Origin of the sequence: Ensifer sp. Root142 (assembly GCF_001426785.1) — a bacterium.
GTDB classification, from domain to species: domain Bacteria; phylum Pseudomonadota; class Alphaproteobacteria; order Rhizobiales; family Rhizobiaceae; genus Ensifer; species Ensifer canadensis.
This window is the reverse complement of record NZ_LMFK01000005.1, coordinates 1-26,891: the sequence shown is the minus strand read 5'-3', so window position 1 is coordinate 26,891 and position 26,891 is coordinate 1. Positions and strand designations below refer to the sequence as shown.

At 60.1% G+C, this 26,891-nt stretch carries 21 protein-coding genes and 3 pseudogenes; 9 read left to right on the top strand and 15 right to left on the bottom strand.

Features of this window, described 5'->3' with window-relative positions; translation table 11 throughout:
* From ASD52_RS37035 to ASD52_RS08195, 5 genes and pseudogenes are all read right to left on the bottom strand, one after another.
* The coding region (locus ASD52_RS37035; RefSeq protein WP_082571765.1) for a BrnT family toxin at window positions 1–159 on the bottom strand (159 nt) is incomplete at its 3' end.
* A gap of 679 nt (window positions 160–838) precedes the next feature.
* Entirely contained in the window at window positions 839–2,542 is a 1,704-nt protein-coding gene (locus ASD52_RS08210; RefSeq protein WP_057223872.1) for an ethylbenzene dehydrogenase-related protein, read from the bottom strand.
* A gap of 53 nt (window positions 2,543–2,595) precedes the next feature.
* Window positions 2,596–3,990 carry a metallophosphoesterase gene (locus ASD52_RS08205; protein ID WP_082571763.1) on the bottom strand — a complete coding sequence of 465 codons (1,395 nt, stop codon included), beginning with the start codon at window positions 3,988–3,990 and terminating at the stop codon, window positions 2,596–2,598.
* 23 nt (window positions 3,991–4,013) lie between these two features.
* A pseudogene (locus ASD52_RS08200) lies at window positions 4,014–4,292 on the bottom strand (transporter); the annotation flags it as partial.
* A gap of 204 nt (window positions 4,293–4,496) precedes the next feature.
* A complete protein-coding gene (locus tag ASD52_RS08195) occupies window positions 4,497–6,113 on the bottom strand; it encodes a DUF1254 domain-containing protein (RefSeq protein WP_057223983.1) in 1,617 nt (538 codons plus the stop codon).
* 598 nt (window positions 6,114–6,711) lie between these two features.
* Between ASD52_RS08195 and ASD52_RS08190 the strand changes: the two genes are divergently transcribed.
* The 6 genes from ASD52_RS08190 to ASD52_RS08165 all read left to right on the top strand — a co-directional run bounded on the left by ASD52_RS08190 (window position 6,712) and on the right by ASD52_RS08165 (window position 13,533).
* Window positions 6,712–8,223 carry an ATPase domain-containing protein gene (locus ASD52_RS08190; RefSeq protein ID WP_057217470.1) on the top strand — a complete coding sequence of 504 codons (1,512 nt, stop codon included), beginning with the start codon at window positions 6,712–6,714 and terminating at the stop codon, window positions 8,221–8,223.
* Window positions 8,207–10,255 carry a hybrid sensor histidine kinase/response regulator gene (locus ASD52_RS08185; RefSeq protein ID WP_057223868.1) on the top strand — a complete coding sequence of 683 codons (2,049 nt, stop codon included), beginning with the start codon at window positions 8,207–8,209 and terminating at the stop codon, window positions 10,253–10,255. Before ASD52_RS08190 ends, ASD52_RS08185 begins: the two co-directional genes overlap by 17 nt.
* 414 nt (window positions 10,256–10,669) lie before the next feature.
* On the top strand, window positions 10,670–11,236 hold the full coding sequence (locus tag ASD52_RS08180; protein ID WP_057220431.1) for a TetR/AcrR family transcriptional regulator: 567 nt from the start codon (window positions 10,670–10,672) through the stop codon (window positions 11,234–11,236).
* Window positions 11,237–11,287: 51 nt separating this feature from the next.
* Window positions 11,288–12,274 (top strand): quinone oxidoreductase, encoded by a 987-nt coding sequence (locus ASD52_RS08175; RefSeq protein WP_057210797.1) that lies wholly within the window; start codon window positions 11,288–11,290, stop codon window positions 12,272–12,274.
* 311 nt (window positions 12,275–12,585) lie between these two features.
* Window positions 12,586–12,903 (top strand): PepSY domain-containing protein, encoded by a 318-nt coding sequence (locus tag ASD52_RS08170; protein WP_057223866.1) that lies wholly within the window; start codon window positions 12,586–12,588, stop codon window positions 12,901–12,903.
* Window positions 12,904–12,930: 27 nt separating this feature from the next.
* Window positions 12,931–13,533 carry a hypothetical protein gene (locus tag ASD52_RS08165; RefSeq protein WP_057223864.1) on the top strand — a complete coding sequence of 201 codons (603 nt, stop codon included), beginning with the start codon at window positions 12,931–12,933 and terminating at the stop codon, window positions 13,531–13,533.
* Here the strand turns inward: ASD52_RS08165 and ASD52_RS37030 are convergent.
* The 6 genes from ASD52_RS37030 to ASD52_RS08140 form a co-directional block, all read right to left on the bottom strand.
* A complete protein-coding gene (locus ASD52_RS37030) occupies window positions 13,471–13,881 on the bottom strand; it encodes an arginase family protein (protein ID WP_082571762.1) in 411 nt (136 codons plus the stop codon). The two genes, ASD52_RS08165 and ASD52_RS37030, sit on opposite strands and share 63 nt — an antisense overlap.
* 90 nt (window positions 13,882–13,971) lie before the next feature.
* Window positions 13,972–15,204, bottom strand: coding sequence for a serine hydrolase (locus ASD52_RS08160; protein WP_082571761.1), 1,233 nt, complete (start codon window positions 15,202–15,204; stop codon window positions 13,972–13,974).
* 295 nt (window positions 15,205–15,499) lie between these two features.
* Entirely contained in the window at window positions 15,500–16,690 is a 1,191-nt protein-coding gene (gene mhpT, locus ASD52_RS08155; RefSeq protein WP_057210768.1) for a 3-(3-hydroxy-phenyl)propionate transporter MhpT, read from the bottom strand.
* A 378-nt stretch (window positions 16,691–17,068) separates the two neighbouring features.
* On the bottom strand, window positions 17,069–18,511 hold the full coding sequence (locus tag ASD52_RS08150; RefSeq protein ID WP_057223862.1) for an AMP-binding protein: 1,443 nt from the start codon (window positions 18,509–18,511) through the stop codon (window positions 17,069–17,071).
* 21 nt (window positions 18,512–18,532) lie between these two features.
* Complete coding sequence (locus tag ASD52_RS08145; protein WP_057223860.1) at window positions 18,533–19,363, bottom strand: p-hydroxycinnamoyl CoA hydratase/lyase; 831 nt, start codon at window positions 19,361–19,363, stop codon at window positions 18,533–18,535.
* Window positions 19,364–19,375: 12 nt separating this feature from the next.
* Window positions 19,376–20,821 (bottom strand): aldehyde dehydrogenase, encoded by a 1,446-nt coding sequence (locus tag ASD52_RS08140; protein WP_082571760.1) that lies wholly within the window; start codon window positions 20,819–20,821, stop codon window positions 19,376–19,378.
* A 113-nt stretch (window positions 20,822–20,934) separates the two neighbouring features.
* Between ASD52_RS08140 and ASD52_RS08135 the strand changes: the two genes are divergently transcribed.
* Both ASD52_RS08135 and ASD52_RS40570 read left to right on the top strand, forming a co-directional pair.
* Window positions 20,935–21,378 carry a MarR family transcriptional regulator gene (locus ASD52_RS08135; RefSeq protein WP_057210762.1) on the top strand — a complete coding sequence of 148 codons (444 nt, stop codon included), beginning with the start codon at window positions 20,935–20,937 and terminating at the stop codon, window positions 21,376–21,378.
* 119 nt (window positions 21,379–21,497) lie between these two features.
* A pseudogene (locus ASD52_RS40570) lies at window positions 21,498–21,617 on the top strand (WGR domain-containing protein); the annotation flags it as partial.
* A gap of 286 nt (window positions 21,618–21,903) precedes the next feature.
* Here the strand turns inward: ASD52_RS40570 and ASD52_RS37020 are convergent.
* The 4 genes and pseudogenes from ASD52_RS37020 to ASD52_RS08105 all read right to left on the bottom strand — a co-directional run.
* Window positions 21,904–22,786, bottom strand: a pseudogene (locus ASD52_RS37020) (arginase family protein); the annotation flags it as partial.
* A gap of 16 nt (window positions 22,787–22,802) precedes the next feature.
* Window positions 22,803–23,591: an SDR family oxidoreductase gene (locus ASD52_RS08115; protein ID WP_057223855.1), complete on the bottom strand. Its 789-nt coding sequence runs from the start codon at window positions 23,589–23,591 to the stop codon at window positions 22,803–22,805.
* 20 nt (window positions 23,592–23,611) lie between these two features.
* The gene (locus ASD52_RS08110) at window positions 23,612–24,769 is read right to left on the bottom strand and encodes an aminotransferase class V-fold PLP-dependent enzyme (RefSeq protein WP_057210751.1); all 1,158 of its coding nucleotides are present in this window, start codon (window positions 24,767–24,769) and stop codon (window positions 23,612–23,614) included.
* Window positions 24,770–24,780: 11 nt separating this feature from the next.
* Window positions 24,781–25,242: a RidA family protein gene (locus tag ASD52_RS08105; protein ID WP_057223854.1), complete on the bottom strand. Its 462-nt coding sequence runs from the start codon at window positions 25,240–25,242 to the stop codon at window positions 24,781–24,783.
* A 100-nt stretch (window positions 25,243–25,342) separates the two neighbouring features.
* Between ASD52_RS08105 and ASD52_RS08100 the strand changes: the two genes are divergently transcribed.
* A complete protein-coding gene (locus ASD52_RS08100; protein WP_057223851.1) occupies window positions 25,343–26,188 on the top strand; it encodes a LysR family transcriptional regulator in 846 nt (281 codons plus the stop codon).
* The last annotated feature ends 703 nt before the right edge of the window (window positions 26,189–26,891 follow it).

The window sequence follows — 26,891 nt, the reverse complement described above, 5'->3', positions numbered from 1 at the left end:
GATAACGCCGTTGCGCAGGACGCCGATTGCCATGAAGCGGCCTTCCTTTGCCGGGATCACGAGAGACGACATGAAGAACTCGCCGTCCAGATCGTCAAAGTTATAGCCGTGCTTGGCTATGTTGGACTGGCGCTTGTGGTTATCGTAGGTGATCTTCATGCATTTATGTATCACATTTATTCATTAATGCAAGAATAAACGTGATACGTTTAATCGAGGAGATGAACCACAATTTCGCATCCGACGCTACTGCCGCTCGCGTCGGGGCGATGAAAGGCACTTGAGGTGCCAGATCGACAATACGCAAGCAGGCGGGAAGCGATGCTATCCGGCTCCCGCGCGAACTGAAACAACTCATAGAGACGCCGTCCTCGAAGCGGTGATCGTTCACATCCCCAGACCCAGTCCCTTTTTCATCCCGCGCGTGAGTTCATATTTCCGGCTCAACTCGGCCCCCTGCGCCCGATAGGCTAAGCCGGCGACATCCTTGATCCGATCAAGCTTGGCAGAGGTGTCCGGCCCAACCCGCACGGTTTCCTTCTTCCAGTCGCGCGGATCGGCGCTACCGAACCGCTGCTCGAGCGCTTGCTTGGGCGACTTGTCTTGCCTCCTCGAGCGCCTGTTTACCTTCTGATGCGCCGGATAGCCTCTCGAGGAATTTCGGTTTCTCGGCTTGGGGGAGTGTGTCGAGCTGCTTGAGGATCTCTTCGCTGCGCCGGGTCAGACCGGGAACTTCAACGACATCTCGCTTTTCACGCTGCCAGGTTTCGGATCCACGTTCCGCCTCGCACTCAACCGCCCCCTGGTCCGTCTACAAAAGCGCGCGGCCCAATGGGCGTCACTCCATCCGGAGTCGGAGCGGGCGCATGTGCCAGCTGTGACGGGTCTGGGTGTGGTCGAACACCGCAACCCACATGTAGGTGCCGTCGCCGAGTGCGACATCGTACGTCGAGCCGGTGTCGAGCGCCCGCTTCATCTCGAGGTGCCACAGACCGTCGCTCCACCTGCCCACGGCGGCAACGTCGGCGCGGTCGCCCTCGATCGGCCGCCTGACCATGACACTCGGAACCATCGAGCCGTCGGGAAAGGTCGCGTCGAGCTCGGAAGAGTAAGGTCGCACCTCCTCCGCAGGCAACCACAACGGGGCCTCGTCGCTCGACGCGGGATCGACATCGACTTTCCCGTAGCGGGCGAGTACCGAAGGATCGGCCGGCAGGAAGCGCGGGACGACACCGCCGTCGATGCGCCTGGAGATCGGACCTTCGAGCAGGTCCCTCCAGTTCTGGAGGTAACCGCCGGCGCCGGGATCGGGCGCGTAGCCGCCGGCGTAGCGGTCGAGCGGCGAGTCGGACGGCAGGCGCAGCGGGCCGAAATAATCGTCCTCGGCCTGCCCTAACGGGTCGGTCCGCACCGCCATCCAGTGCCACACGTCAAGGACCGACGAGTCGTCCGCGTAGTGGAGGCCACGCTGACCGGACGCGCCCGGCAGGGTCTCAACCGGCCGCGGGCCGAGATGCGTCGCTCGCAGCGCGGCGAAGCGGTCGGCGTTCGACAGCATCACCGCGAACTTGTCCTCGTAGAAGTCGTTTTCGTCGGCGCGATAGAAGCCGTTCTGCACCATCCGCCACCCTGCGGCGGTCTTCTGCAGCGGAAGGTGCGCTAAGCTCCGCGTCGGGTCCCGCCACTCAAAGAGGAAATAGGCATGCGTGTCGTCGTGAACGGCCCTGACCGTGACGTTGGCACCGCCGGAAAAGAGGTTCGCGCCCCCAGCCGTCTCGATCGTCACGGCGTGCGCGTCCTGCCAGGCCGGGTCGTCGAAGGCGCCGTCGATGCGAGGGACGTCCTGGACCTTGCCAACCGCGAGCGTTCGCACCGTAAGCCAGTCGATCGTCAGGACCGCCACGGCGGCCAGCGCCAAGGCGGCGCCCGCCGCTGCCGCCGCGACGCCGAACGAACGGCGGGGAACCAGAATCGCGTAGAGTGCCCGCCAGCCGTCCAGGGCGAGCTGCGCCGAGACGTGGAGGACGACGTAGCCAGCGAGGCTAAAGGCGATCCAGCGGTGGAGGTGGGAGAGGTGCCACTCTGCGCGGTTCACCAGGTCCGAGTACATCAGCAGGCCCGTGGTACCGGCGGCGAAGACGAGCCCAAACGCCAGCCAGTAGAAGAGGACGTTAACCGACTTCCACCGCCTTCGCGCGTCAGGCGACCGAAGACCGGCCCGTTGGCGCGCATCGAGGCGCACCCGCCCGACCTGCCGCGCCCGCACGAGGAAAGTGACATACCCAGCCGCAGCAGCCAGCAACGCACAGGCCGATGCGATGTGCCAGAGCAGCACCGCGCCCTGCGGCGCGATCCGGGCGGCAACGCCGCGCCACCACCCGGCCTCCAGCGCATCGGCCGCCACGCGGAATCCGGTGGCAAGGCTGACGAGGAGGAGCAGCGCGACCAGCCAGTGCAGCGCGACCGTCGGCGCGTCCCCCCGTCGCCAGCGCTGCGGCCGCGCCACCGCTTCTGCCGCGAGGCCGGGCTCGGTGATCGCCATAGGTCCCCTTCCGCTCGGCTCGGGCCGCGGCCGAGCGTGCCCCCCCCTTGACATCAGTTGCCGGTTTCGAAGAGCTTCACCTCCTCGAACGGCGTCGACGACCAGGGCCGGAAGCGGTTCAGCCGGAACACTGACGGCTTGCCGGGGGTTACCTCGACGACCAGGTAGTTGTACTCCTCCTTCGGCGGCTGACCCTGCCAGTAAAGATCCTGGGGATAGCCGTCCGGACGCGGGATCGCCGTCCGCCCCGGCAGGATCGGGTCCTGCTCGGCGCCGCCGCCGCCCATGACGACGTACTTCACGCCGTCCACGTCGAAGGTCTCGGTCGTGTGGACATGGCCGTTGAAAACCACGAGCTCGGCGAAATCCTTCGCATAAGAGGCCAGCGTCGCGTGGGGGTTGGTGTCCTCCGGGATCGGCTCGAAGCCCGATCGGTTGTAGACGGGGTTGTGGAACACCACGAAGACGTTCCTGATGCCTTTCGCCTTGGCGTCATCGAGCCAAGCGACGAGCTGCGCCAGCTGCTCCTGGTAGACCGGCCGCGTCGCGTCCCATCCAGAGGGCGCGAAACGGTCGGCCTTGCCGGTCCAGAGAAAGATGAACCGCGTATCGCGGAAATCGTAGGTGTAGATCAGCTTCTCGGACGAGACGCCGAGCTTGGCGAGATACGGCGCGGCGCTGAGCACGCCCTCGATCTGCGGATCCTCCCAGACCTCGTGGTTGCCAACCGAAGGGAAGTACCGCCCCTCAAGCCCGGCCGCGCGCATCTCGTCGTCCACCGGCGGAAGCTTGGACAGAAGCAGCCGATTCATCCGCTGCCAGTACGGGCTGTCCTCCAGCGTCTTCCCCTGTCCGCCCCACCAGACAACGTCGCCCGAGTTGACCACGAACGCCGCACCGCCATCGACGACCTCGCGCGCCACCTGGTTGCCGACCCAATCACCGCCGTAGTTTCGGTACATCACGGTCTCAACCCCGGGCGCCAGCTTGGTGTCCTCTACCGACGCCTCGGTTACCCAGCCGTCCTCGAAGGTGAGGCGGGCGACCTCCGACTTGGTGATGAACGGCATCTCGACGGTGTCGACCCCGCCCGTGGTGGGGTCGAAGGTGATCTTGACATCCGTCTTGATGATTTCCTCGGCGACCTTTTCGCCAAGAATCAGCGCGAAGCCGCTCGCAAGAGAGGCATAGATCTTGTCGAGATCCGACTTGCCGTAGGGTAGGTACATCATCGACCGGGAGTCGCCGTAGGCGACGAACTTGAACCCTTGCGCCTGGGCGAGCACGCTGGCTGGCGTTGACACCGTGAGGATCGCGGCGACCGCCAGAGGCGCCACGGCTGAGGCGACTGTTCTGATCTTGCTGAACCACTTGCTTAACAGGTGGCTCTCGATGGCGGGGCGCCGTTGAACCGCCGCCTTCGTCCCGTGGAGATACTCAATGGTCATGTTTCGATTCCTTTCCTTTGCTGTCGGAATGCAATCGGCAGGATCGTGCGCGATATCAGGTTCCAGTCCGCGTTGAGCGAGAACGGGATGACCAGCTGCGCATTGACATAGGGTTTGTCGCCATCCTCGGAGCCGTAGCCCTGGTCCCAGTTGAGCTGGAACCGCACGCTGATCAGCGAGGCGATCGGGTTCGAGAGTTTCTTTGCTAGTTCCTCACTGCTGTCCTCGGAGCGGGCTGGCTTCGCAAACGCTGCGATCGAAACAATGGTGGCAACAGTCGCTGCAATGCGAACGGTGAGCATAGGTCATCGCTCCCCTGAAATCGATTTAGGTCGATACCATCGTCCTTCTGTCAAGGGTTGCCAAGTGGGAGAGGGGCAACAACTCGGCTGCAAGCACCTAAAGTCTGTAAAGCGCGCCGTCCGGCGAAGTCTGCTTGAGCGTGACTACGCCCCGTCTCCACGTATGGTCGGGCAGGCGATTTGGCCTGCCGCCTTGCTTCGGCATCAGTTGACGATCTGGATCTCACTCGGCCGCCATTCCTTTGTGAAGAACGGTTCTAGAGGGCTGTACAGGCGAAGGATCGCGAACCAGCCCTTTTTGGGATCAGTCTGTATCCAGTTGCCGCGTTTGACACCCGCAGGCTGGCTTGGGCTCAAGTAGACGGTTGTAGAACCATCAGCGTCGGCTTCTGCGGCCGGCGAAGGATAGCTCTGGCTGCCAGCGCGCGGATAGCGTTGAGGTGTGTCGAGCATCGAGCGCGTCTGGTTGTCGTAGAGTGTGAGTGACCAAAAGTTCGCTTCGGGAATGCCCTTTGGAAGGGTCACCTTGTAGGTCTTCGCCCCGTCGAAGTAGTTCTTGTCGGCATCCAACGCGTTGAAGAGATATTGTGACCCGATACCGGGGACGCGCATCGCCATAGCTGGAGTAATCCCGGTGACGCCGTAGAAAAACGCGGTACGCCCATTCAGAGTCCGATAGCCGGTGGGCGGGAAGGGCTTAGCCCCCTCTCTAGTGATTTCGGGGATTGGCGTTTCAAACTCGGAGCCGGTGACGAACAAAAAATTGAACCAAGCCGAGCCGGGATAGTAGAACCAATCCGCCGCGCGAGGCTTCATGAACAGGCTGCGCGAGGTTGCGTTGGCGAGCGCCGCCGCCTCGGTCAAAATCCGCTTCATGCGCTCGTCCGGTGCAAACTCCTTTCCCTTGATGATGCCGATGGCAGCCAGCGAACCCATCAGTTCGGGATCTAGCGCGGTGGCGGGCTCCTGCTGAACCACCTTGTTGATCAACTCGAAGGCCCCGAAGTCACCCGCAGGGATGGTATTGACTACCACGCCACTACCTTCGTGGAACACCATCGCGGGAGGCTCAGAAACTTTGCCGAGCATGGTCTTGCCAGAGAGGAACTCTGCCACGCTCGTACCGACACCGCCAGCTTCATAAGGGTAGACCTTGGCGGTCGCCTTAATGGTTTCCACGGCTGGCTTTGGGTCGTTATTCTCGAGGAACGACCGACCGAGGATCATAACGCGAGTGGTTCGAGAATGTGCGACGTAGAAGCCGCCCTCCGGCACCGGGCCGGCGTAGTCCGGCGGCAGCAGAAGGTACTTGCCCCCTAAGCCGCGATCAGGTCCGGGCGCACCGAAGTCACTAACCCAGCGCCACCAGAAATCGTCAAGGGTGCCCAGCGACTTCGGGGGCGTCTCGAATACCATCGGACCGTTCGACAGGTCGATGAAGCCTATAAAATAGACCGTATCGGCATTTGCCGTCAGGAACAGCGATTTGGCGTCCATCAACTCGGAGAAGATCAGAAGCTCGTTGTCCTTGACCCCAATGCTCTGGAAACCTTCGTGGATCGCTGCCGCGTTCGCGCCTTGAAAGGTGTTCAGATAGGCGTCGAGGGCGTGCGTGAAGTCCAGGTTGTCATAGACCTTTTCCAGGGTCTCTGGGCTGGGGAAGCCGTCCTTGAAGTCAAGGGTGCCGAGGCGCGTCTCGACTTTGTCCGGCGTGGTGATTGACGGAGGGATTGCAGGGGCCGTCTGGGCGGCCGCCAAGCCGGGAATTGCCAGTGTAGCGACGCAGACGACGGTTGCCGCACCGAATCCGATTTGTTTCATCATGTCCTCCCATGTTTTTGATCACATTTCTCTGAACTCGTTGAATGTTACCTGATCGATCAGCCGGCGATCCGGCGAGAGCCGGCAGTGTGGCCGCAATCCCAGCGTGACACTACGGTCCGGGTCGCCGGCTTGAAGTGCGGTACAGTAAGACCGTCCGCTGGTCGATGCCAACCCCGCCAGGCGGCATACCTATGAATGAAAGAGTGCGAAGGTCCGGGATGGTGTTACCTCCGTGAGTGCGGCCGAGCGCGAGCGAGTGTCTGGCTCGGATCACATCCAGACTGCCCTCTGAGCGCAGCGTAGGTCCCCTTCCGCACTTCGACGGCCGAAAGCTGTCAGTCCGGTGTCGGCCCCCTAGTCGCCACTTCGTTGGGGCTTGTTCAACGCCAATGGGATCATCCTCCCTTTGTATGTGACTGTCCTCTAAAACGGCGGGACATCGCGTTTGTTTCCGGCGCGGGCAGTGGCCTGCCGGAAATTGGATGCCGGAAGGATGACCGGAAAGGGGCAAGCCTTTCAGTTGAAAGATCGCTCCTTTGCCCTAGTTCTTTCGGCACGAATAAAGAGGGCAGCGCACGAACAATGAGGGCAGTGAATGAGTGAAGACCCCAACGTGGAAAAGGCGCAAACGGGAGTATCCGGGCTGGATGACATCTTGGTCGGCGGGCTTTCCAAAGGGCACGTGTTTTTGCTGGAAGGAAATCCTGGCACAGGGAAAACAACTATCGCCCTGCAATTTCTTATCCAAGGGAGTGAGGTTGGCGAGCGAGGCCTCTACATCACATTATCGGAAACCGAACGCGAATTGCGCGCGGGTGCGGCGTCGCATGGTCTGACAATCGATGAAAGCATTGAGGTTTTCGAGCTTGCCCCTCCCGAAACGCTTCTTGACGACGACAGGCAACAGAGCCTGCTGTACTCCTCAGACCTCGAGCTCGGCGAAACCCTAAAACTGATTCTCGAGGCATTCGAGCGTGTAAAGCCGAGCCGCGTTGTTCTCGACAGTTTGTCGGAAATCCGACTTTTGGCACAGAGCTCTCTCAGGTATCGTCGGCAAATTCTTGCGTTAAAACACTTTTTCGCCCGGCAAAGCGTAACAGTCCTGCTTCTCGATGACTTGACCTCGGATACCTTGGACAAGACCGTGCACAGTGTCGTTCACGGCGTCATTCATCTTGAAGAGCTGGCTCCTAATTACGGTCCGGAACGCCGTAGACTGCGGGTAATGAAATATCGCGGTCAAGCGTTTCGAGGCGGTTATCACGATTTCACGATCAAGACCGGTGGTGTTGTTGTCTACCCTCGTCTCGTAGCTTCTGAACACCGGACGAATTTTGCACGCGTGTCGTTGAGCAGCGGGATCCCTGCGCTTGACGCGCTGCTGGGTGGGGGTGTTGAACTGGGATCCAGCACGCTGATCTTAGGCCCCGCAGGTACCGGTAAAAGCACCTTTGCGTTTCAGTTCGTGGCATCGACAATTCGAAGGGGGCAGAAGGCGGCTGTCTTTGTTTTCGATGAAGAACTCGGTCTGTTGTTTTCACGCATGCGTGCCATGGGGATCGATCTGGAGACGATGCGAGAGTCGGGTGATCTCCATATCGAGCAACTTGATGCAGCGGAACTTTCTCCTGGTGAGTTTGCCCATCGCGTCCGTGAGCGCGTGGATAGTGCCCAGGCAAAGACCGTGGTGATCGACAGTATCAACGGCTATCAAGCCTCCATGCCGGAGGAGAACGCACTCATTCTCCACATGCATGAGCTGCTTCAATATTTGAACAGGCAGGGCACCAATACGTTTCTGACCGTTGCTCAACATGGCCTGGTTGGCGATATGAAGTCGCCTGTGGATGTGACCTATTTGGCCGATACCGTTGTTTTGCTCCGGTATTTCGAGGCGGCCGGCAAGGTGCGGCGGGCGGTTTCCGTCATCAAGAAGCGAACCGGATACCACGAGGACACAATCCGCGAGTTCGGTATAGGCAACAAGGGGTTGTCGTTTGGTGAACCCCTGTCCAGTTTCCAAGGTGTGCTGAGGGGGGTGCCGACGTTTGTAGGCACGCCAGGGCCGCTGCTGAATTCCTCAAGCGCGAGTGACGCAAATTCCTGACCCGGTAACATCACTGGCCTTGGTCTTCACTCCGCAGGGGCGAGACGCGGATGTCGCAAACAGGCTGCTGGGGGAAATTGGCATCGCTTGTGCGATAGCGAGTGATCTTCCTCAATTCGCTCAATCGCTCAATGACGATACCTTTTTTGCGGTTGCAACGGAGGAGGCTCTTCGGTTTTCCGATCTGCGGCAGATAACTTCCTGGATAAACAACCAGCCTAGCTGGTCCGATCTTCCATTCATTATTCTAACCCATCGCGGCGGTAGCCCCGAACGCAACCCTGCGGCGGCAAGACTGTCGGAGCTTTTCGGTAACGTGACGTTCCTGGAGCGGCCATTCAATGCTGTCACTTTTGCCAGCGTGGCCCGCACCGCAATTAGGGGACGGCGACGCCAGTACGAGGCACGCGCTCGGATTGAAGAGCTTCGCGAAGGAGAATCGCGTCTTCAAACAGCGCTTCTTGCCGGCCGGCTCGGAACCTGGGAACTTGAATTGGACAGCATGCGGTTTGCGGCGTCCGACACGTGCAAGGCAATTTTCGGACGTCCGGCCACTATGGCTTTTTCCTATGAGGAAGCGCTTTCAAGTATCCACGGGGATGACAGGGAGCGCGTCCTCAACGCCGTGAAGGAAAGCATCGATAGCGGCCGCGACTACGCCATAGACCATCGCACTCTATGGCCCGACGGCAGCGTTCACTGGACGGAAATCCGCGCTCGCGTCGTATCGGACAAAAGCGGCCATCCCGAACGTTTGGTTGGCGTGTCGTCGGATATCACTGACCGCAAACGCTACGAAGACCAGTTGCGGGACCTGAACGATACACTGGAAGAGCGCGTGGCTCAGCGAACGGCCGAGCTTAGCCGGGCGCATGATACACTCTTGGCTGAGGTGGCGCAGCGGGAGCGGGCTGAGGAGCATTTGCGCCACGCACAGAAGATGGAGGCAATCGGACAGCTCACAGGCGGTGTTGCCCACGATTTCAATAATCTTCTCATGGCCGTCATGGGCAATCTCGACCTGTTGAGAAAGCACCTGGTAAACAACCCAAAGGCGGCAAGGCTTCTGGAGGGTGCGATGCAGGGCGCCCGTCGTGGTGCGGCGCTGACGCAGCGCCTGCTCGCCTTCGCCAGGCGACAGGATCTTCAGGTCGAACCCGTTGATCTGGAAAAACTCATCCGCGGCATGACCGATCTTTTGGAGCGTTCCATCGGCTCGGCGATTGCTCTGCGATTGAATTTGAACAACGGGCTGCCGCACGCACTGGTGGACGGCAATCAGGTGGAACTTGCCTTGCTCAACCTGGCTGTGAATGCGCGCGACGCGATGCCGGACGGTGGGTCACTCGTCGTGGAACTCGATCTTGCTCAATCAATGCCCGAGGATAGGCTAGCTTTGGGATCCTACCTTCGGATTTCAGTAACAGATACCGGGCATGGAATGGATGGCGAAACGCTCAAGAAAGCGATTGACCCCTTTTTCTCCACCAAGGAATTGGGGAAGGGTACTGGCTTGGGTTTATCGATGATTCATGGGCTTGCTGTCCAGTTGAACGGCAAATTTCAGTTGTTCAGCGCGCCTGGGCACGGAACCAAAGCGGAAATCTGGTTTCCTTCCACGACGCAGAAAATAGAGGATAAGGGGATGGACCTGACGCCAGCCCAGCCGGGCGTGACAGCAAGAGCAAAGATTCTGGTGGTTGACGACGACGCGCTTATCGCCATGAGCACCGTCGATATGTTGGAAGATCTCGGCCATGAGGTCCTTGAGGCAAATTCGGGCGCAAGGGCTCTGGAGCTTCTGGGTGGGGGCGATCAGATCGATCTGATGATTACGGATTATTCGATGCCGGGGATGAATGGCGCGCAACTCGCAAAGGCAGCATTGGAAATCAACCCTGCGCTTCCTATTCTGGTTGCAACCGGCTACGCCGATCTGCCTCCCGGTGCTGGAATAGATTTACCACGTCTTGGCAAGCCCTACACGCAAGATCAATTGGCATTTGAAATTGCCAAAGTCCTAAAGTTCTAGTTTTCGTCCATGCGAAGCCGTTATGATGCAGCGTGATGCAAAGCCCGAGGCGCCTAATGGCTGCAAAGAAGCTCGTCATGCTCCGCCTTGCCGGACGACGTTCAACCCAGGCGCGACCTCCAGCCTCTGCCCTCTATTTCAACCGCGGACGCCCTCCCGCGCAGCGGGTTCGTTCTACGGCCCCAATCGAGACGCTTGGGTCGCACTGCCAAGTATCCACTCCTGACGCTCCTCGGGCGTTCAGATCACTCGACGACCAGAAGGCCGGCAGCAAGGATGTCTCCTATCCCTCGCCCTTGAACGGAATCAAACCACCGAACCTGAAATGTCATAGTCAACGCTCTAAAGGAGTTACCCGAGCGTTCGCCGTATTCTTTTCTTGACAGATCGTTCCAGAATACCTAAATCGCATCCATGGCAAGGAACAAGGAATTCGATCGAGAGCAGGCGCTGGATGACGCCATCGAGGTGTTTCGCGAACACGGTTTCGAAGGCACGTCCACCCAAATGCTCGTCCGTGCGATGAAGATTGGCCGGCAGAGTCTTTATGATACGTTCGGCGACAAGTGGAAGCTCTACTGCCTTGCTGTCGAACGCTACGCCGCTGCGGAAACGGAAGCCCACATCGCCATGCTGCGCGGTGCGCCGCGTGCCCAGGACGGCATTCGGGCGATGATGGACCGAGTGGTCGAAAATGCTTCACGGGCCTGTCTTGGCGTGAACTCGGTCTGCGAGTTCGGCCAGAACCGACCTGACCTAACGGCAATTCATCAGGCTGCTGATCGGCGATTGAAGCATGCCGCCAAGCAATGCATCAGCGAGGCTCAGGCGCAAGGGGATCTCGACGCAACGCTTTCCACGGAAGAGACTGCCGATTTCCTCTTCGCCAATGTTGCCGGCATCCGCATCGCTGCGCGCGGCGGCGCGGGGCCAAAAGAGCTCAAGGCCCTAGCCAGGATCGCGCTTCGGGTAGTGACATGAGGGCAAAATTTTTTGCTTGTTTCTGGAATGATCAGTCAAGAAAGGAAGATCATGAGAGCCGTGGTTATGAATGAAATCGGTGGCACCGAGGTGATGGAATTTGTCGATCTCCCAGAACCGGTCGCCACCCCGGGGCATGTGGTGGTCGAAGTCGCGGCCGCAGGCGTGAACTTCATGGATATCGGCGTGCGCCAGGGCATGGCGTGGACAGACAGCCCCAACCCGAAAATTCTCGGCGTCGAGGGTGCAGGACGCATCGTCGCGCTTGGTGATGGGGTCGATGGTTTCGCTATCGGAGACCGGGTCGCCTGGGTCTACGCGCCAGGAAGCTATGCCTCGCACGTCCTGATCTCAACGGATGCGCTCGTGCGCCTTCCCGATACTATCGATGACAAGACAGCAGCCTCCCTCATGATGCAAGGATTGACCGCGAGCCACTTCGCCACCGATTTCTACCCGATCCAGCCTGGAGACACCGCACTCGTGCATGCTGCGGCGGGTGGCGTCGGCCTGCTGCTGACACAGATCGTCCGGCTGAGGGGTGGACATGTGATCGGCCGCGTTTCGTCGACCGACAAGGTGGACGTCGCAAAAGCGGCTGGCGCGAACCACGTTATCGTCGACACGGAGGGGAAGTTTGCCGCTGAAGTTTTGCGTCTCACCGGGGGAGAAGGTGCAAGCGTCGTCTATGACGGTTCCGGTCCCAAGACCTTTCAGGGGTCGCTCGCAGCACTTCGTCGCTCCGGCACATTCTGCTGGTATGGGCCGGTGCTTGGCGGTCCGGGGCCACTCGACATCATGGGCCTGCCGAAGAGCATCAAGATCGGCTATGCGACATTCTTCGATCACATCAGTACGCCCGAACTTCTTCGCGCCCGCACCGAGCAGTTGTTCCGTTGGATTCACGATGGGTCGCTCAAGCTGCACGTCGGTGGAACCTACGCGCTTTCTGATGCCGCCCGTGCTCATGCCGACATGGAAAGCCGGGCGACCACCGGCAAGCTATTGCTGATCCCCACGCAAAGGGGTTCAGCATAGCGCTGCCTGAAAGGCGGGAACCGGGGTCGACTAGCCCCGCCAAGAGGTTCCGCATTTAAGGTGCAACACCAGGGCACCCATTCGCCGGGGAATTATCTGTCGGGAGTAACGCTGGAGTAGGTCATGTTCCTGATTGTGAGGCTGCTCCAACCCTCCATTTGCAGGTTCGCGCGCAGTAATCTTTCGTCCGAACAACGACGGCGCGGCTTCACCAGTCAAATTCTGGACACCCCGGCCCAGCCGTTCGGAACCTTAGTAGTGCTCGTTAGTTGAACGGATCAGAGAGGCACCTCTTCTCAAAGGACATCCCCATGAAACAACTGATTTTGGTTTGTCTACTCGCCGGGTTGGCTACTACGCTGAACGCACAAACACCAACACCCAAGCCATCGCCTCAACGCGAGACGCCAGCAGTAGCAACTCCCGACAGCCAGAACCCGACGGCCCCCGTCGAGGGGGCGAACAGCTTCACTGAAGAACAGGCCAAGGGACGGATCGAGGCCGCCGGATATGCCGGCGTCACCGGGCTGAAATTGGATGACAAGGGCATATGGCAAGCTTCAGCGACCAAGGATGGAAAGTCCGTTATGGTCTCGCTCGACTACCAAGGCAATGTGGTTGCGAAATAACTCCAACGAACCCAACAGGAGATGGTCATGAAAACCGCAACGGGACTCTTCGATGACTATTCCGACGCACTGGCCGCGGTGGGAACACTGCAAGATGTTGGATTTACCGACGAAGAAATCAGCGTGGTTTCCAGCAACGCTGCGGAGCGATACCCCGACAATGACAATGGAGTGGCCGAAGGTGCCGGAACTGGCGCCGGTCTAGGGGCTTTGGCAGGCGGGGCCGGCGGTCTTCTTACCGGTTTGGGCCTCATGGCTATTCCAGGCGTCGGGCCAGTGGTTGCGGCCGGTTGGCTTGCGGCGACAGCCGCAGGTGCTGCCGCTGGCGCTGTTGTCGGTGGGGCTGCAGGAGGGCTGATCGGAGCGCTGACGGGATCCGGGGTCGCGGAAGATGATGCCCACGTCTATGCCGAAGGCATTCGACGCGGCGCCACGGTTGTAACCGTCAAGACCGATGAATCCAGGGTAGCGGACGCACAGAACATTTTGCAGCGATCCAACTTGGTCGATCTGGCCAGGCGCCGCTCGGATTACCGGGAACAAGGCTGGACGCGTTTTGATGATGAATCAGACCCGTTCACCCAAGCCGAAATCGAGGCAGAACGGATCCGTTATAGAACTGGCCTGTAACTGCAAGGCCACGCCGCGCCGCCTGCGCACAGAGATGTTCAAGTATGATCGACGCCCCCAACAAAGCGGTGATCTCGGAATGATCAAACGGGGGGAGACCTCCACAATATCCATGCCAACGATGTTGAGGTCCGAGATGCCCCGGATCGTCTCGATGACATCCCTTGGCGACAGCCCATCGACAACCGGCGTGCCCGTGCCAGGCGCATAGGCCGGATCGATGCTGTCGACGTCGAACGTAAGGTAGCACGGCATTTCGCCCACGGTTTTCTTGATTTCATCCACCAGACCTCGAGGTCCGAGATCACGCGCCCGCGGGCAAAAGACAACGTTGATCTCATGGTCCATTGCGTAACGAGTCCGGAAATGACGCCGCCTTTGGCGCGACTAAAGTGCCGCGCCAAACGGGATGTACCAAGAGGCGATTGGATAGACGGATTATTTTGGGACCCAATTCGTCAGCGCCCCAAAGAAGGCTTCCGTCTCCGCATAGGGGGTGTCGTCGGCTGGCGGGAAATAGCTGAGCTTGACCATTACAGTCTGCGTGTCAGGGTCTACGTAGACGTACTGCCCCTGCAAACCTAAAGCTTTGTAGGCCTCCGATCCCTCGCGCGTCCAGAACTGAAAGCCGTATCCGCCCTCGGGGCCCGCCTCGGAACCTACCGGTGTGCGCGCCGTTTTTATCCAATCCGAGTTGACAACCTGGCGCCCATCAACAGTCCCTTCGTTCACCAGCATTTGCCCGAACCGAGCCCAGTCGCGCAATGTCGCGTTGAAACCGGCCCCGCTGAATTCTCTACCAACTCCAGGCTTTCCGTCCATGATGTAGAAGCCGTCCGCCTCTGCGCCCAAAGGCTCCCACAGCTTTTCGGTCGTATAGGCCGCAACTGTTCCGCCAGTGACACGTTCGATCACCCAACCGAGAATTGCAGTGTCGATGGTTTTATAGGCGAAGACCTCGCCCGGTTTGGCGGCAGTGCCAATGTCGAGCCCAGCATCGGCAAACCGCGCGACGTTTTTGACCAGAGCGTTGATATGATTGCTCGCGGCAATGCCCGGATTTGCAAAGTCGTAGCGCTCCTCGTAATCCACGCCCGAGCGCATTTCCAAAATCTGTCGAAGGGTCACCTCACGATATCCGCCTTTTTTCAGTTCTGGCAGGTATTTTACGACGGGATCGTCGATGGACGCGATGTATCCATCGGCAACTGCGGCTCCGACTAGCATGGCAGTGATGGATTTCGTCATGGACCATCCCATGAAACGGGTACTCGCATCGCTGTTATTGCGATAGATTTCCGTGACGATCTTGCCGTTTTTCATCACCAGGAATGCGTTTGTATAACTGCGTTCCAGAAAATCCTCGGCGCTGAAAGTCTTCCCGTTGAATTCATATGAAAAATCTAACTTATGATCCTCCCGCGGGAGGACCCATGCGGCGCCGGAGTGAGGCACGGTGCGAATGGTGAAAAGTTCGTCCATATTGCGGAAAGCAAACGCATTGACGTCGCCGTCATTCATATGCCAGCGCAATATCTGCGTCGCGATCGGAACGTCTGAAGGCTTACCTTTCGCAATCTCGTCAGGCAGTCGCTGTTGTGCCCCGGCCGTCGTGATGTTTAGCATGACGACCGTCATGGCGGCGGCGCCCAGATTGATCAATTTCTTCATTTTTCCTCCCATTTGTCTGTTGCGTCGAACGTGAACACATGTCCGCTCGACTGTTCCTTCGAAATCGCAGACGCTTGCCAATCGCACCGTCCATGGAATTTGCGTTCGACCAGCTGAAACGCGGCGCTGATAAATCCGCTCTCCAAAATTGCGGATGGTTCGTCACCTGTGCAGCCATTTCGGCGCCCCCTGACGGCATATGAACCGACAGGACAGGGGAACGAACTGAATAGCTGCCAGTGTTGCAGGCATGACAACAAGGTGGGAAAGGCGGGCGCGCCAGGCGCCCACCTTTTCACGAGGTTGACGTCGCGCGCCTGCGGCGGGTCAAAAGCCAGGTCGCAATGCCGCCGAGAACTGCAATGGGCAAGATGCCCGTCAGCACTTCGGAGGCGCTCTGACCCGCGGCAACGAGTGCTCCTGCAAGCAGCGGTCCTGCCACCGATCCGAAGCGCCCCACCGCGACGGCAAGGCCGACGCCCTGACCGCGCACCTCTGCCGGATAGCATTGCGGTGCGATGCCGTAGAGCACTGCTTGCACCGAGATGATCGCTGCGCCAAGTATCGCCCCTACCACGAGCGTCACGAAGATATTCGCCGGTGCCACGGCCAAAAGCGCAAGCGCAACAACCAGTCCGCCAAAGGAACCGGCAACCCAAAAGGATCGGTTCCGAGCATCGAGCGCCACGCCCCCTAGAAGGCTGCCAGCCGCCCCAGCCAGATTAAAGGCAAGTTGGACCATCCCCGCTTCCGCCCGCCCGAAGCCGCGCGAGACCATAAGCGCCGGAAGCCAATTGAGCAGGAGATAAAGCACCAGTAGCGAAAAGAAGAAACCAGCCCAGAGCAATACCGTCGGCACGAGGTTGCCGCTGCCAAGAACTGTTCCAAGCCCTCTCACATCGCGCCCTTTGGGTGCCATGCGCAGATCGGGCAGGTTCATGACCAGAGGCACGATCATCAAGGGAAGGAGACCGCCGATCACAAACAGCACTCGCCAACCATCGCCCAGCCCGGCGATGGAGATCAGGCTGACCACGGCGCCACCCAAGGGAATGCCCGCATACATGAGCGCGACGGCGCGGCCACGGCGCTCCGCTGGTGCCGACTCCGATGCGATGGCCACGAGATTTGGGAGGGCCCCGCCCAGCCCTACGCCCGTCATGAACCGCATCACCAGCAGAGTCTCGTAATTCCCCGCTAACGCCGTTCCGATGGAAAACAATCCAAAGACGGCAAGCGAGATTGCAAGTCCTGCCCGCCGTCCATGCCTGTCGGAAAGCCATCCGCCTGCCAATGCGCCGAAGATCAGCCCGAACGTTGCAGACGAGAAAAACATCCCCATCTGGGCTGGCGACAGACCGAGCGCCGGGCCGAGGCGCGGCGCCGCGATGCCGGCGACCTGGATGTCGAAACCTTCGACAAGGGCTGCGGCGAAGCATATGAGTATGGCCCGGCTATTGCCGGCACCTGATGTTCCGATTCCCATCGATCCTCCAAAATCAAAATGGTGAGTGGAAGGCGCGTCTCCTCCTGCGACTTCCGTTCGAGGAAGATGTCGTCAGGGCATGTGTTATGTCAAGAAAAAACGCTATGTAAAATAGCGATATAAAATAGCAATCTTGCGGTTGTCGGGTCACCGTGCCAAGGTATCGGGAACGGTCTGAGGAACGTTCGCCCACGTCGCTATCCAGCCCGTCAAATGCAGGCCCGGATGTACTAATTGCTCGTTGAACGGGGTCACGATTTCGACCGCATGCACGGAATGGTCGGATATGCGCCGGGTCGACATCGGCGGCAGAACTCTCGGCACCCTGCCGGACAGAGTGGGCAGGGCACAGAGCGTCGCCAGCAGTCGGCGTTTCGTTCACGCTGTGAGGAATTCGTCGCGCAGGATGTGCTTCATGACCTTGCCAGAGGCGGTGCGCGGCAAGGCATCGACGGTTACGAAGGTTTTCGGGATCTTATAGCGGGCGAGAGAGGTCTCGCAATGCTGGGCCAGCTCGTTCTCCGAAATCGCCTGACCAGGCACGAGCACCACGAAGGCACGGCCAACCTCGCCCCAGCGCGAGTCGGGCACGCCGATAACAGCGACCTCGCGTATGGCTGGATGGGCGGCCATCACGGATTCGACCTCAACCGGATAGACGTTCTCGCCACCTGAGATGAACATGTCCTTTCGCCGGTCTACGATAGTGATGTAGCCATCAGTATCTGCGCGGCCGACATCGCCCGTTCGCAACCAACCATCCGCGCCGAGCGCGCTGTCCTCCCGGTTCCAGTAACCCCTAATCACGTTCGGGCCGTGCACCAGCACCTCGCCCTCGGTTCCCTGAGGCACCTCCCGCCCCTCTTCGTCAACTAACCGTACGCGAGTAAGAGGGCCGGGCAGGCCGACCGCGCCGGCCTTTTCGCGCACGATCCGGGCCGAGAGAGGCATTCCCAGGATCGTGCCGCATTCCGTCATGCCGTAGCCGTCGACCATTGGTACGCCACGGTCCAACCACCAGTGGATATGCGCCGCCGGATTCGGCGCGCCGCCGGTGAACAGGGCTTTCAGCGCCCATCGATCCGGCGCAAAATTCCTCGCGTGGCGTAGCCCCTCGGCCATTTGAGGGACACAGAAGTAATGTGTGACACGCAAAGCCGGATCGGCCAGCCGCGTATTTGTCAGTTCAGGATCGAACCCGGGTGAGATCAAGCATGTCCCGCCGCGCAGGAGCGCGGGCCAGATCTGTGTTACCAAACCGATGACGTGGAAAATCGGCGTGTCGCAAAGGAAGACGCTGTTGCTGTCCACTTCGCCTAGCACGCCGAAATTGACAGCGGTGGCCAGGAGGCAGCTCGCGCTCAGCATCGCGCCCTTGGGGGTGCCGGAGGTGCCGGAAGTATAGAGGATCGTGCAGGTTTCGGACTGCGAACGAGGCGTACAACGGGAACCCGGCACGGCCAGTTCAACAGCTTCAGCAAAGTCCGTCAGGTCACGATACAAATGCTTCGGGGCGCAATCGGCCAAAAGGATATCGATCTCGGGTTCGGAAAGCCTCCAGTTCAGGGGAACGAAAATACCGCCCATGCGGATTAACGCTTGCTGCATCACTACCTGCCAGCCCGAGTTACGAGCTAATACAGCCACGCGGTCGCCTTCCGTCACTCCCTTGGCCCGCAGTACCACTACGGCGCGCTCAATGTCAGCATCCAACGCCGCGTAGGTCCATTTCTTGCCCGTAGCGAGGTCGAGACACGCAAGAGCATCGGGCCGGAGGCGCGCGTGAAGCGCCACCGGGTCGGGGGTCGTAAAGTCCAGCATCACATCTCCTCCCTGAGATCGTCAGCCTGCCTTGCGTGACGTGTCGTAAGCGCCTAGGCCGGGCTTGTAGCTTTTCTCGTCGATGAACTGACGGATTCCCTCCTTCCGCCCCTCGGCATCGTAGGAGTTCGCGGCCTCTTGCGCACGGACGAGGTAGTCCTCGGCGTCGTCATAGCTCATCGGGCCGACGCGACGGACAGCGTCCTTGGTGGCCTTCAGCGCGACGGGATTCTTTTCCCGAAGCACCCTTGCGACCTCCGTCACGCGGGCCTTCAACTCTTTCAAGGGCAGGCTCTCGTTCACAAGGCCCCAATCGGCAGCGGTCTTCCCGTCGATCGGCTCGCCGGTCATTGAATGATACATCGCCTTGCGGAAAGGCAGCAGCTCCACCGCAACTTTCGTCGCCCCGCCGCCGGGCAAAATGCCCCAGTTGATCTCGGAAAGGCCGAACTTCGCCTCGTCGGCCGCAAAGGCCAGGTCGCAGGCGAAGAGCGGTCCGTAACCGCCGCCGAAGCACCAGCCGTTGACCATGGCGATGGTCGGCTTCTGGTACCAGCGCAGCCGCCGCCACCACCCATAGCTTTCGCGCTGCGCTTTGCGGGTGCCGGCAAGACCCTCGACCTCGGTCTCGCGGAAGTATTCCTTCAGGTCCATGCCCGCGGTCCAGGCGGAACCTTCGCCGGTCAGCACCAGCACGCCGACGTCGTCGCGGAATTCCAGCTCGTCCAGCGCCTCCATCATCGCACGGTTCAGCGTGGGCGACATGGCGTTGCGCTTGTCGGGGCGGTTGAAGCGCAGCCAGGCGATTCCGTCCGCGATATCCCAAATCACAGTATCAATGTCGTTTGCCATGTGTTTGTCCTTTCAAATGGGGAAATGTCCGGGCTGAGTCTCGATCGTGATCCAGCGCAGCTCGGTGAATTCTGCTATGCCGGCGCGGCCACCGAAGCGACCGTAGCCCGACGCACCGGTGCCACCGAAGGGCATTTGGGCCTCGTCATGCACAGTGGGTCCGTTGACGTGGCAAATGCCGGACCGTATCTGCCGCGCCACCGCGATCCCGCGCGAGATGTCGCGGGTAAATACTGCCGCCGACAGCCCGTACTCGCTGTCGTTGGCAAGCCGTACGGCGTCTTCTTCATCCTTTGCGCGCAGTATGGCGACTACGGGACCGAAGCTCTCCTCGGCATAGATCCGCATCTCCGAGGTGACGCGGTCCACGACCTGCGCGGGCATTAGAACGCCCTCAGCCGTGCCGGCGCTGGTCACGATGGCTCCATTCGATTGCGCGTCCTCGATCAACGACTGGACCTTCGTCACCGTATGCGCGTCCACGACCGCACCCAGAGGGGCCTTGCCCTGTGCCGGATCTCCCGCCTTCAGCTGCGCGGCGCGGGCGGTGAATTTCTGCACGAAAGCATCGGCAACTTCGCTCACGACGATGATGCGTTCGGTGGACATGCAGATCTGACCTTGATTGAAGAAGGCTCCGAAGATTGCCGCCTTGACCGCCTCGTCGATATTGGCGTCCTTCAGCACCAGAAGCGGAGCCTTGCCCCCCAGTTCCAGCAGGCAGGGCTTCAGCTGCCTCCCAGCGCGTTCCGCAATGATCCGGCCCACCTTGGTTGACCCAGTGAAATTGATGCGTCGGATCGCCGGGTGGTCGATCAGCGCTCCGACGATCTCGGCCGCATCCTCGGGGGCGTTGGTCACGAGGCTGACAAGTCCCGGCGGAAGGCCGCCTTCCTCCAGCGCCTCAACGATTAGCGCGTGCGTGCGAGGGCAGATTTCGGACGCCTTGAACACCACGGCATTACCGCAGGCGAGAGGTGTGGCAAGCGCGCGCACCCCAAGGATAACAGGCGCGTTCCAGGGCGCGATGCCGAGACATACGCCCGCGGGTTCGCGGATGCCCATCGAAAGGCAGCCCGGTTTGTCCGAAGGGATCACCTCGCCCGAGACCTGCGTGGTCAGGGCCGCAGCCTCGCGCAGCATCGATGCGGCGAGCATCACGTTGAACCGCGCCCAGCCTTCGGTTGCGCCTATCTCGGAAGCCATTGCGGTGACGAAGGCGTCACCCTTCGCTGAGATCGCGTCGGCGGCCTTAAGCAGTACCGCGCGACGGGCGTTAGGACCAAGGGCAGCCCATGCAGGGAATGCATCGGCCGCCGCTTGCGCGGCTGCACGAGCGTCTTCGACGCTGGCGGCGGCAGCCTCGCTGGCAAGTGCGCCCGTCACCGGGTTATATCTGCGAAACGTGCGGCTCGCTGCCCGCTCCGCCCCCGCGATGCGAAGATTGACAATGCTCACGACAGTCCTCCAAAAATGCTGCCCAAATCGTTGGGCATATCGCTCGAACGGAAACTAGCGCGAAGATTGCTATCTTGCATAGCGGTTTTTTTTAGAAAGGTGTCTGACGGCAAATGAATGACAATGAAAAGAGCGCCTTGCTCAACTTGGTCGGCTATCACCTCCGTCGCGCATCTGTCTTTGACCTTAACGGAGCAGTGGAAGCACTGGCCCAGGTGGATGCCCGCCCAATCAGCCTCAGTGTGCTGTTGTGCATGGTCGAAAAGCCTGGTCTGACCTCGGCCGAGATTTGCCGCATCCTCGGCATGCAACGCGCCAACATCGTACAGTTCCTCACAGATCTTGAGGCGAAGGGGCTGTTCACCCGCGAGGCGGAGGCGTCCGACCAGCGCGTCCAACGGTTATTTCCGACACAGGCCGGCAGGGAAGCAGCTGCCGATTGGCTGCATCGCCTGAACGAGCACGAGGACCGGATGCTGGAACGGCTAGACGCGCAAGAACGTGCCGAACTTCGACGCTTGCTGAGCAAGGTCTGGATGGATGCGCCCGGGCGCTAACCGCTTAGCGTACGAAGTCAGGCCTCCATCAGCAATGTGAATCGGTTCGCCCCAACCGATTCAAAATTCTGATTGGACGCAGAATCTCCGGCACGCAATGCTGTGTCCATGACCCAGCACTGTTCCCCAGCCTCTACTTTCAACGGATAGATCCAGGTCGAAACATGGCGCGCTATTATGCGTTGTCGATACAGCCAACACTCTTTGGCGAGATTACCCTCATTCGGGCTTGGGGACAGTGGCGCTCCTGTGCGAAATTGCCCGCCTCGGGCTATGTGCCCAAGGCGAGCCGTGGAAACTTAGGGTACGGCATCGAGTGTCGGGCGCTTGGGACAGAAATCGATGAACCACGACTTGCAGCGACGCGCTCACAGGCCGACTAGATATCGCCAGCATCTCCAGCGCTGTTGCCGTCCTCTTCCCCTCCCGGTGCCAGCGCTCATGAGCAAATGACAGCGATCCGCGCTCAATTGCTAGAAATGCTCAAAGCCGTTGCAGCCGCACTTGGCGAGGATCTGCGTGAGCGAGGATTGCGAGCACCTCGCGTGGCTCAAGGCCACCTACTTCCGGGGTGCCGGTGCCCGGCGTGAACGCGGGATCAAGGCTGTCGACGTCGAAGCTGACATAGGTGGGGCCGCCCGAAATTACCTTGATAGCCGCTTTAATCACCGCCTCCCGCCCATTTGCTGGACCTCCTCGGCATGGATGACGGTCATTCCGGAGTCGTAGGAGAACTCCCAAAGGTAATCGCCGCCACCACGGATGCCGATCTGGATCGTCCGCTTGGGATCCAGGACGCCGTCCAGTACTGCGAGCCGGAAGGGGCCGCCGTGGTGGAACTTGGCACCTTCGTAGATGCCCGCGGTGTCGCAGTGGGCATCTATGTGCAACATTCCCATCGGGCCATGCTTGCGAGCCAAGCCCTTGAGGATGGAGTAGCTGATGGAATGGTCACCGCCCACCGCAAGCGGCACCACGTCGCTTGCGGCAAGTGAACCGAAAAACTCCTCGATGTCGGCGTGGCAGCCTTCCAGGTCGAACCTGCTCCTCATCGGGACGTCGCCGATGTCGGCAACTTTCAGCACGGTTGACGGGGCCGCCTTGAGCACCCGATCTCGACCTGCCGAACCGCCTTGGGACCCAGGCGCGAGCCGGCCCTGTTCGTGACCCCGAGATCCATGGGGACGCCGACGAGTGCTACGTCGATGCCCGATATCGTCTGACCGGAGAAAAGCGCTTTGGCGGCGTCCTCAACATAGGGCGCGTCGAGGAACGTCCGAACGCCCTCAAAGGGCCATCTTCTGCGATCGCCCGTAAAAAGACCGTCCGCGACCGCCTTCAACGCCGGATCATGAATCGCGCCGCCAGTAGCACCGGAGTACTTCGTCCTAAGATCTTCGAGTTCCATCTCCCGCACCTTCCAGCTACAGCATCGATCTGCTAAGGCCGCCGTCCACGGGCATCGCCACCCCCGTGACATAGCGAGCCTCGTCGCTTGCGAGGAACGCCACGACGGCCCCGAATTCCTCGTGTGTCCCGTAACGGCCGATCGGTATCTCGGCTTGGCTTTCCCCGGCGATCACGGACGGATCAACACCGCGGTCAGCCGCGTCCATAGTGTCGAAATACACGGTGCGCTCCGTGGCGAACCTTCCTGGAAGGACCACGTTCACGGTGACCCCATCGGCGGCCACTTCCAGCGACAGCGTCTTCGCCCAACCAGCGAGAGCCGAACGCAACGCGTTGGAAGCAGTCAGCCCAGAGATAGGCTCCTTGACGCTCGTGGAAGACACCGCCACGATGCGGCCGAACTTCCGAGCCCTCATGCCCGGCAGAAAGTGTGACGCAATCCTCACCTGGTTGAGGAACATCGCACCGAACTGCCGAAGCCAGATCTCCTCCTCGAACTTCGAAGCCGGAAACGGCGGAGGGCCACCTCCGTTGAGAAGCAGTATGTCGACGTGCCCCATATGCCGATCGACCCAGCCTAGGAGTTCGGACACGCCCTTCTTCTCCAACAGGTCGCAAGAGAAGGACATCGCCGCGCCGGGCTTTCCTTCGAGCTTTGCCTCGGCCGCGCGTAGAGTCGCTTCGTCGCGGCCCACAAGCGCCACGTCGACCCCTTTGTCAGCCAAGGCTTCAGCTACGCCGAAACCCAGTCCTTTGCTGCCGCCCAGTACCAGTGCGGTCTTCTTCACGTTTGCTGTGCTCATCTGTCCAATTCCCTCTTCCGTCACGCGGCCTCGGCCGCTTCCGCGGCGATCTCGCGCACGGCCTGGACTAACTTTTCGATGTCTGTGTCAGTGTTGCCAAAATGGACCGAGGCTCGCAGGATTTCCGTGATGCCTCTGATGTCCATGTCGAACGGCGTGTATCCGACGCCGTTCTTTCCGATCGTGATCCCGCGGGCTGCGAGAAGCTCCTTCACCCGCTGGCATGGAATGCCTTCGATGGCGAAAGTCACGAACGCGGCCTTGTCGCGGCCGAGGTCGAGAATGTTTACGCCGGGCACATCCGTGAGCCTGTTGCGGAGCTCCGTGGCGAGTGCGTTGAGCTTCACCCGGGTGTCGAACGCATTCAGGCTCAGGGCTCGCTCGAGCGAGTCGATCAACCCCAGGCGCAATGCCACGGCGAACTCGGCGGTTTCCACAGCTTGAGCACTCTGGTGGATGGCCGCGCGCCCGACGTCGAGCTTGGCGGAGCGGTCGTCCACGCGCCTCGGAACCATCGACACCGCGAGCCTGGGCGAGATATAGGCGAGAGCCGTTCCGCGTGGCCCCCGCAGAAATTTCCGGCCGCAGGCGACTAGGACGTCGCACCCGATCTCCGACACATCGACCGGAAGTTGTCCGATCGCCTGGCTGGCGTCGATCATGTAGAAGGCTCCCGATTTCGCTTGGCGTAACGCCTTGCCGAGCGCCTCGGCGGGATTGATAAGAGCGCCACTCGCACCAACCCAAGTAAGCGCCACTATCTTCACGTCGGGATCGAGAGACCTCACCACCGCCTCGACGTCTACCGCGGTGGTTTCATCCCACGGCATCACCGACATTGAGGCGCCCGAAACATGGCACGCATGCTTCAGGGCAAGCACGTTGCCGATCCACTCCTGGCGGCTTACCAGGACGCGGTCGCCCGCCTTGAGCGGCACCGAAGCGAGGATGTCGCCGTAAAGCTGACCGTGACCGGTCCCGAACGCGACGTCCGTGGCCGCGCACCCCAGGAGACGGGCCGCCCTCGCATATCCAGCCTCCAAGCGGTCCGCGACGGCCGCCCCAGCTTCCATGGGACCCAGTTCCGCTTCGCGGCGGAGATGCGCCACTATCAATTCGACTGTTTCCGGAGCAAGGATGCTTGCGCCCGCGTGATTAAAGTGAATGACAGGCGGCATCTCGCTCTCCTTCAGCGCACGTGGAAGACCGCGTCGATTTCGACGGGAACATTGGCCGGAAGGCCACCCATGCCGACCGCGCACCGGGCATGCTCCCCACGCTCGCCGAATAGGGCATTCATGATTTCCGAAGCGCCATTGCCGACCTGAGAGTAAGCGGTGAAGCCGGGAACGGCGTTGATGAAGATATTCATCTTTGCCATTTGCACGACACGGTCGAGATCGCCGTCGAGCGCTTTTTCGACCCAGTAAACGATGTTGGCAGCGCATATCTTCGCGCTCTGGAGCGCCGTCTCGACGTCGATTTCCTTGCCGACCTGGCCGATGTAAGCGATTTCGTCGGCCACTTCCGGGATCTGGCCGGAAACGTAAAGCGTGTCGCCAATGCGCTTGGTCGGCGCGAAGGGGAAATCTGGCCGGCTGAGCCGGGGCCAGTTAACGCCGCACTTTTCGAGTTTTTCCTTGTAGCTCACGACAGGTCTCCGTCACCATTTTTACTGTGAGGGGAGGTTGTCATCTGACCGCCATGCTGTGTAGTGTTATAATTCTTAGAGAGCTATAAGGTTATTTTATATGGAGCTGAACTTCGACACGAGGCTGTTGCAAGCCTTCATCGCGGTTTCAGAAACTGGGACCGTCAGCAAAGCCGCGGATCGTCTCGCTCGGACGCAGCCCGCCGTGAGCATGCAATTGCAGCGTCTTGAGATGGATCTTGACACGCAACTGCTCGTCCGTTCCCATAAAGGTGTCTCCCTGACAGACGCCGGGGAGACTTTCCTTGCCTACGCCAGGAAGACGATTGCCCTTGGCGAGGACATGCGCAGGCAAATCGTCGGCAAAAAGCTTTCGGGCAGAGTTCGGCTCGGTATGGTGGAAGATCTCGCCGTCACCAGGCTGCCTTCGGCTATCGCGGAGTTCAAGAGGCGTCACCCCTCGGTGGAGATCGATTTGAACTCCTCGCATTCGGCAGACCTCGCAAGGTCGCTGGTGGATGGACGTAGCGACATTGTCGTGGCCGACCCCGCCCGCTTTTCAACAACTCCGACTGGCTTTATCTCCCGCCAGCTCATCTGGTGCGCGAGTCGCATGCTGGAAGTGGACGAAAACGCCCCCATACCCATCATCATCTTCGACGGCTCCTGCTCATGGCAGGATCGGATGTTCGCCCTTTTGGCCGAAGACGGAATAGAGTGGACCGCGGGTTGCAGAGCCTCGACCTTCTCGGCTTTGATCTCAGCATTGCGGGCAGGTCTCGGCATCGGACTTCTTCTGCAGGAAGGCCTGCCCTCGGATTGCGAAAACCTCCAAACAAAATACGGGCTGCCGCCTGCGCCGACAGCCGAATTTGGCGTATATGTGTGTGAGAAGTCTCCTGAACTCGTAGACGAACTCGCGACCTTTCTACGTGCTGGGTTCTAACGGCGCCTTGCGGTGTCCAGGGTTTTTGGAAGCCTCAAAACACGAGCGCGGCAGCGGTGTTCGCCAGCGTTCATGTCTCTTGGCTCAGACCCTCGAAGAGATGCGCTGGTGGTTATTCATCCAGGAGGGCCATTATCGCTTCGCGATGTCGGCCGGGAAACTCCCAGAACATGTTATGCGCCTCTGTCGTGCCCATGACGCCCGTTCAATACCCTGATCGTAATGCTGGCGCTTGCCTGGCGATCGAGTTTCTCGAAAACCCACGGGAGCATCAATTGGTCAATTGGTCGGCTAAAGATCGGAATGGTGGCGCCTGAATGAAATAGGAACAGGTGCCCGGCTTGTTTCCGAACCAATGACCGACTTCATCGGAATACACACCTGAACCGACGATGAGGCGCAAAACGCCCCGACCGCATAGGCGGCCGGGGCGCTGCTTGGGAAAGTATGTGTCTCCTGACCTGCAGGAGCGGTAACGTTTAACATGCAGACCAGCGTCAACCGGGGCAGCTTCCAGTCGATACATTATGCGATCTTTTTAGCACATATCGCGAACATTGTGGCAACTAGATGGGATATTCGGCTTTGCGTTTCAGCGTTGACCGTTGTGGATTGCGGTGCTGCGCTTCTGACTGATGGTAAAATGAGGTCATGTCTTTCAACAGCCTCAAACGTCAGAGGGAGAAGCGCAGTGAAACACTAT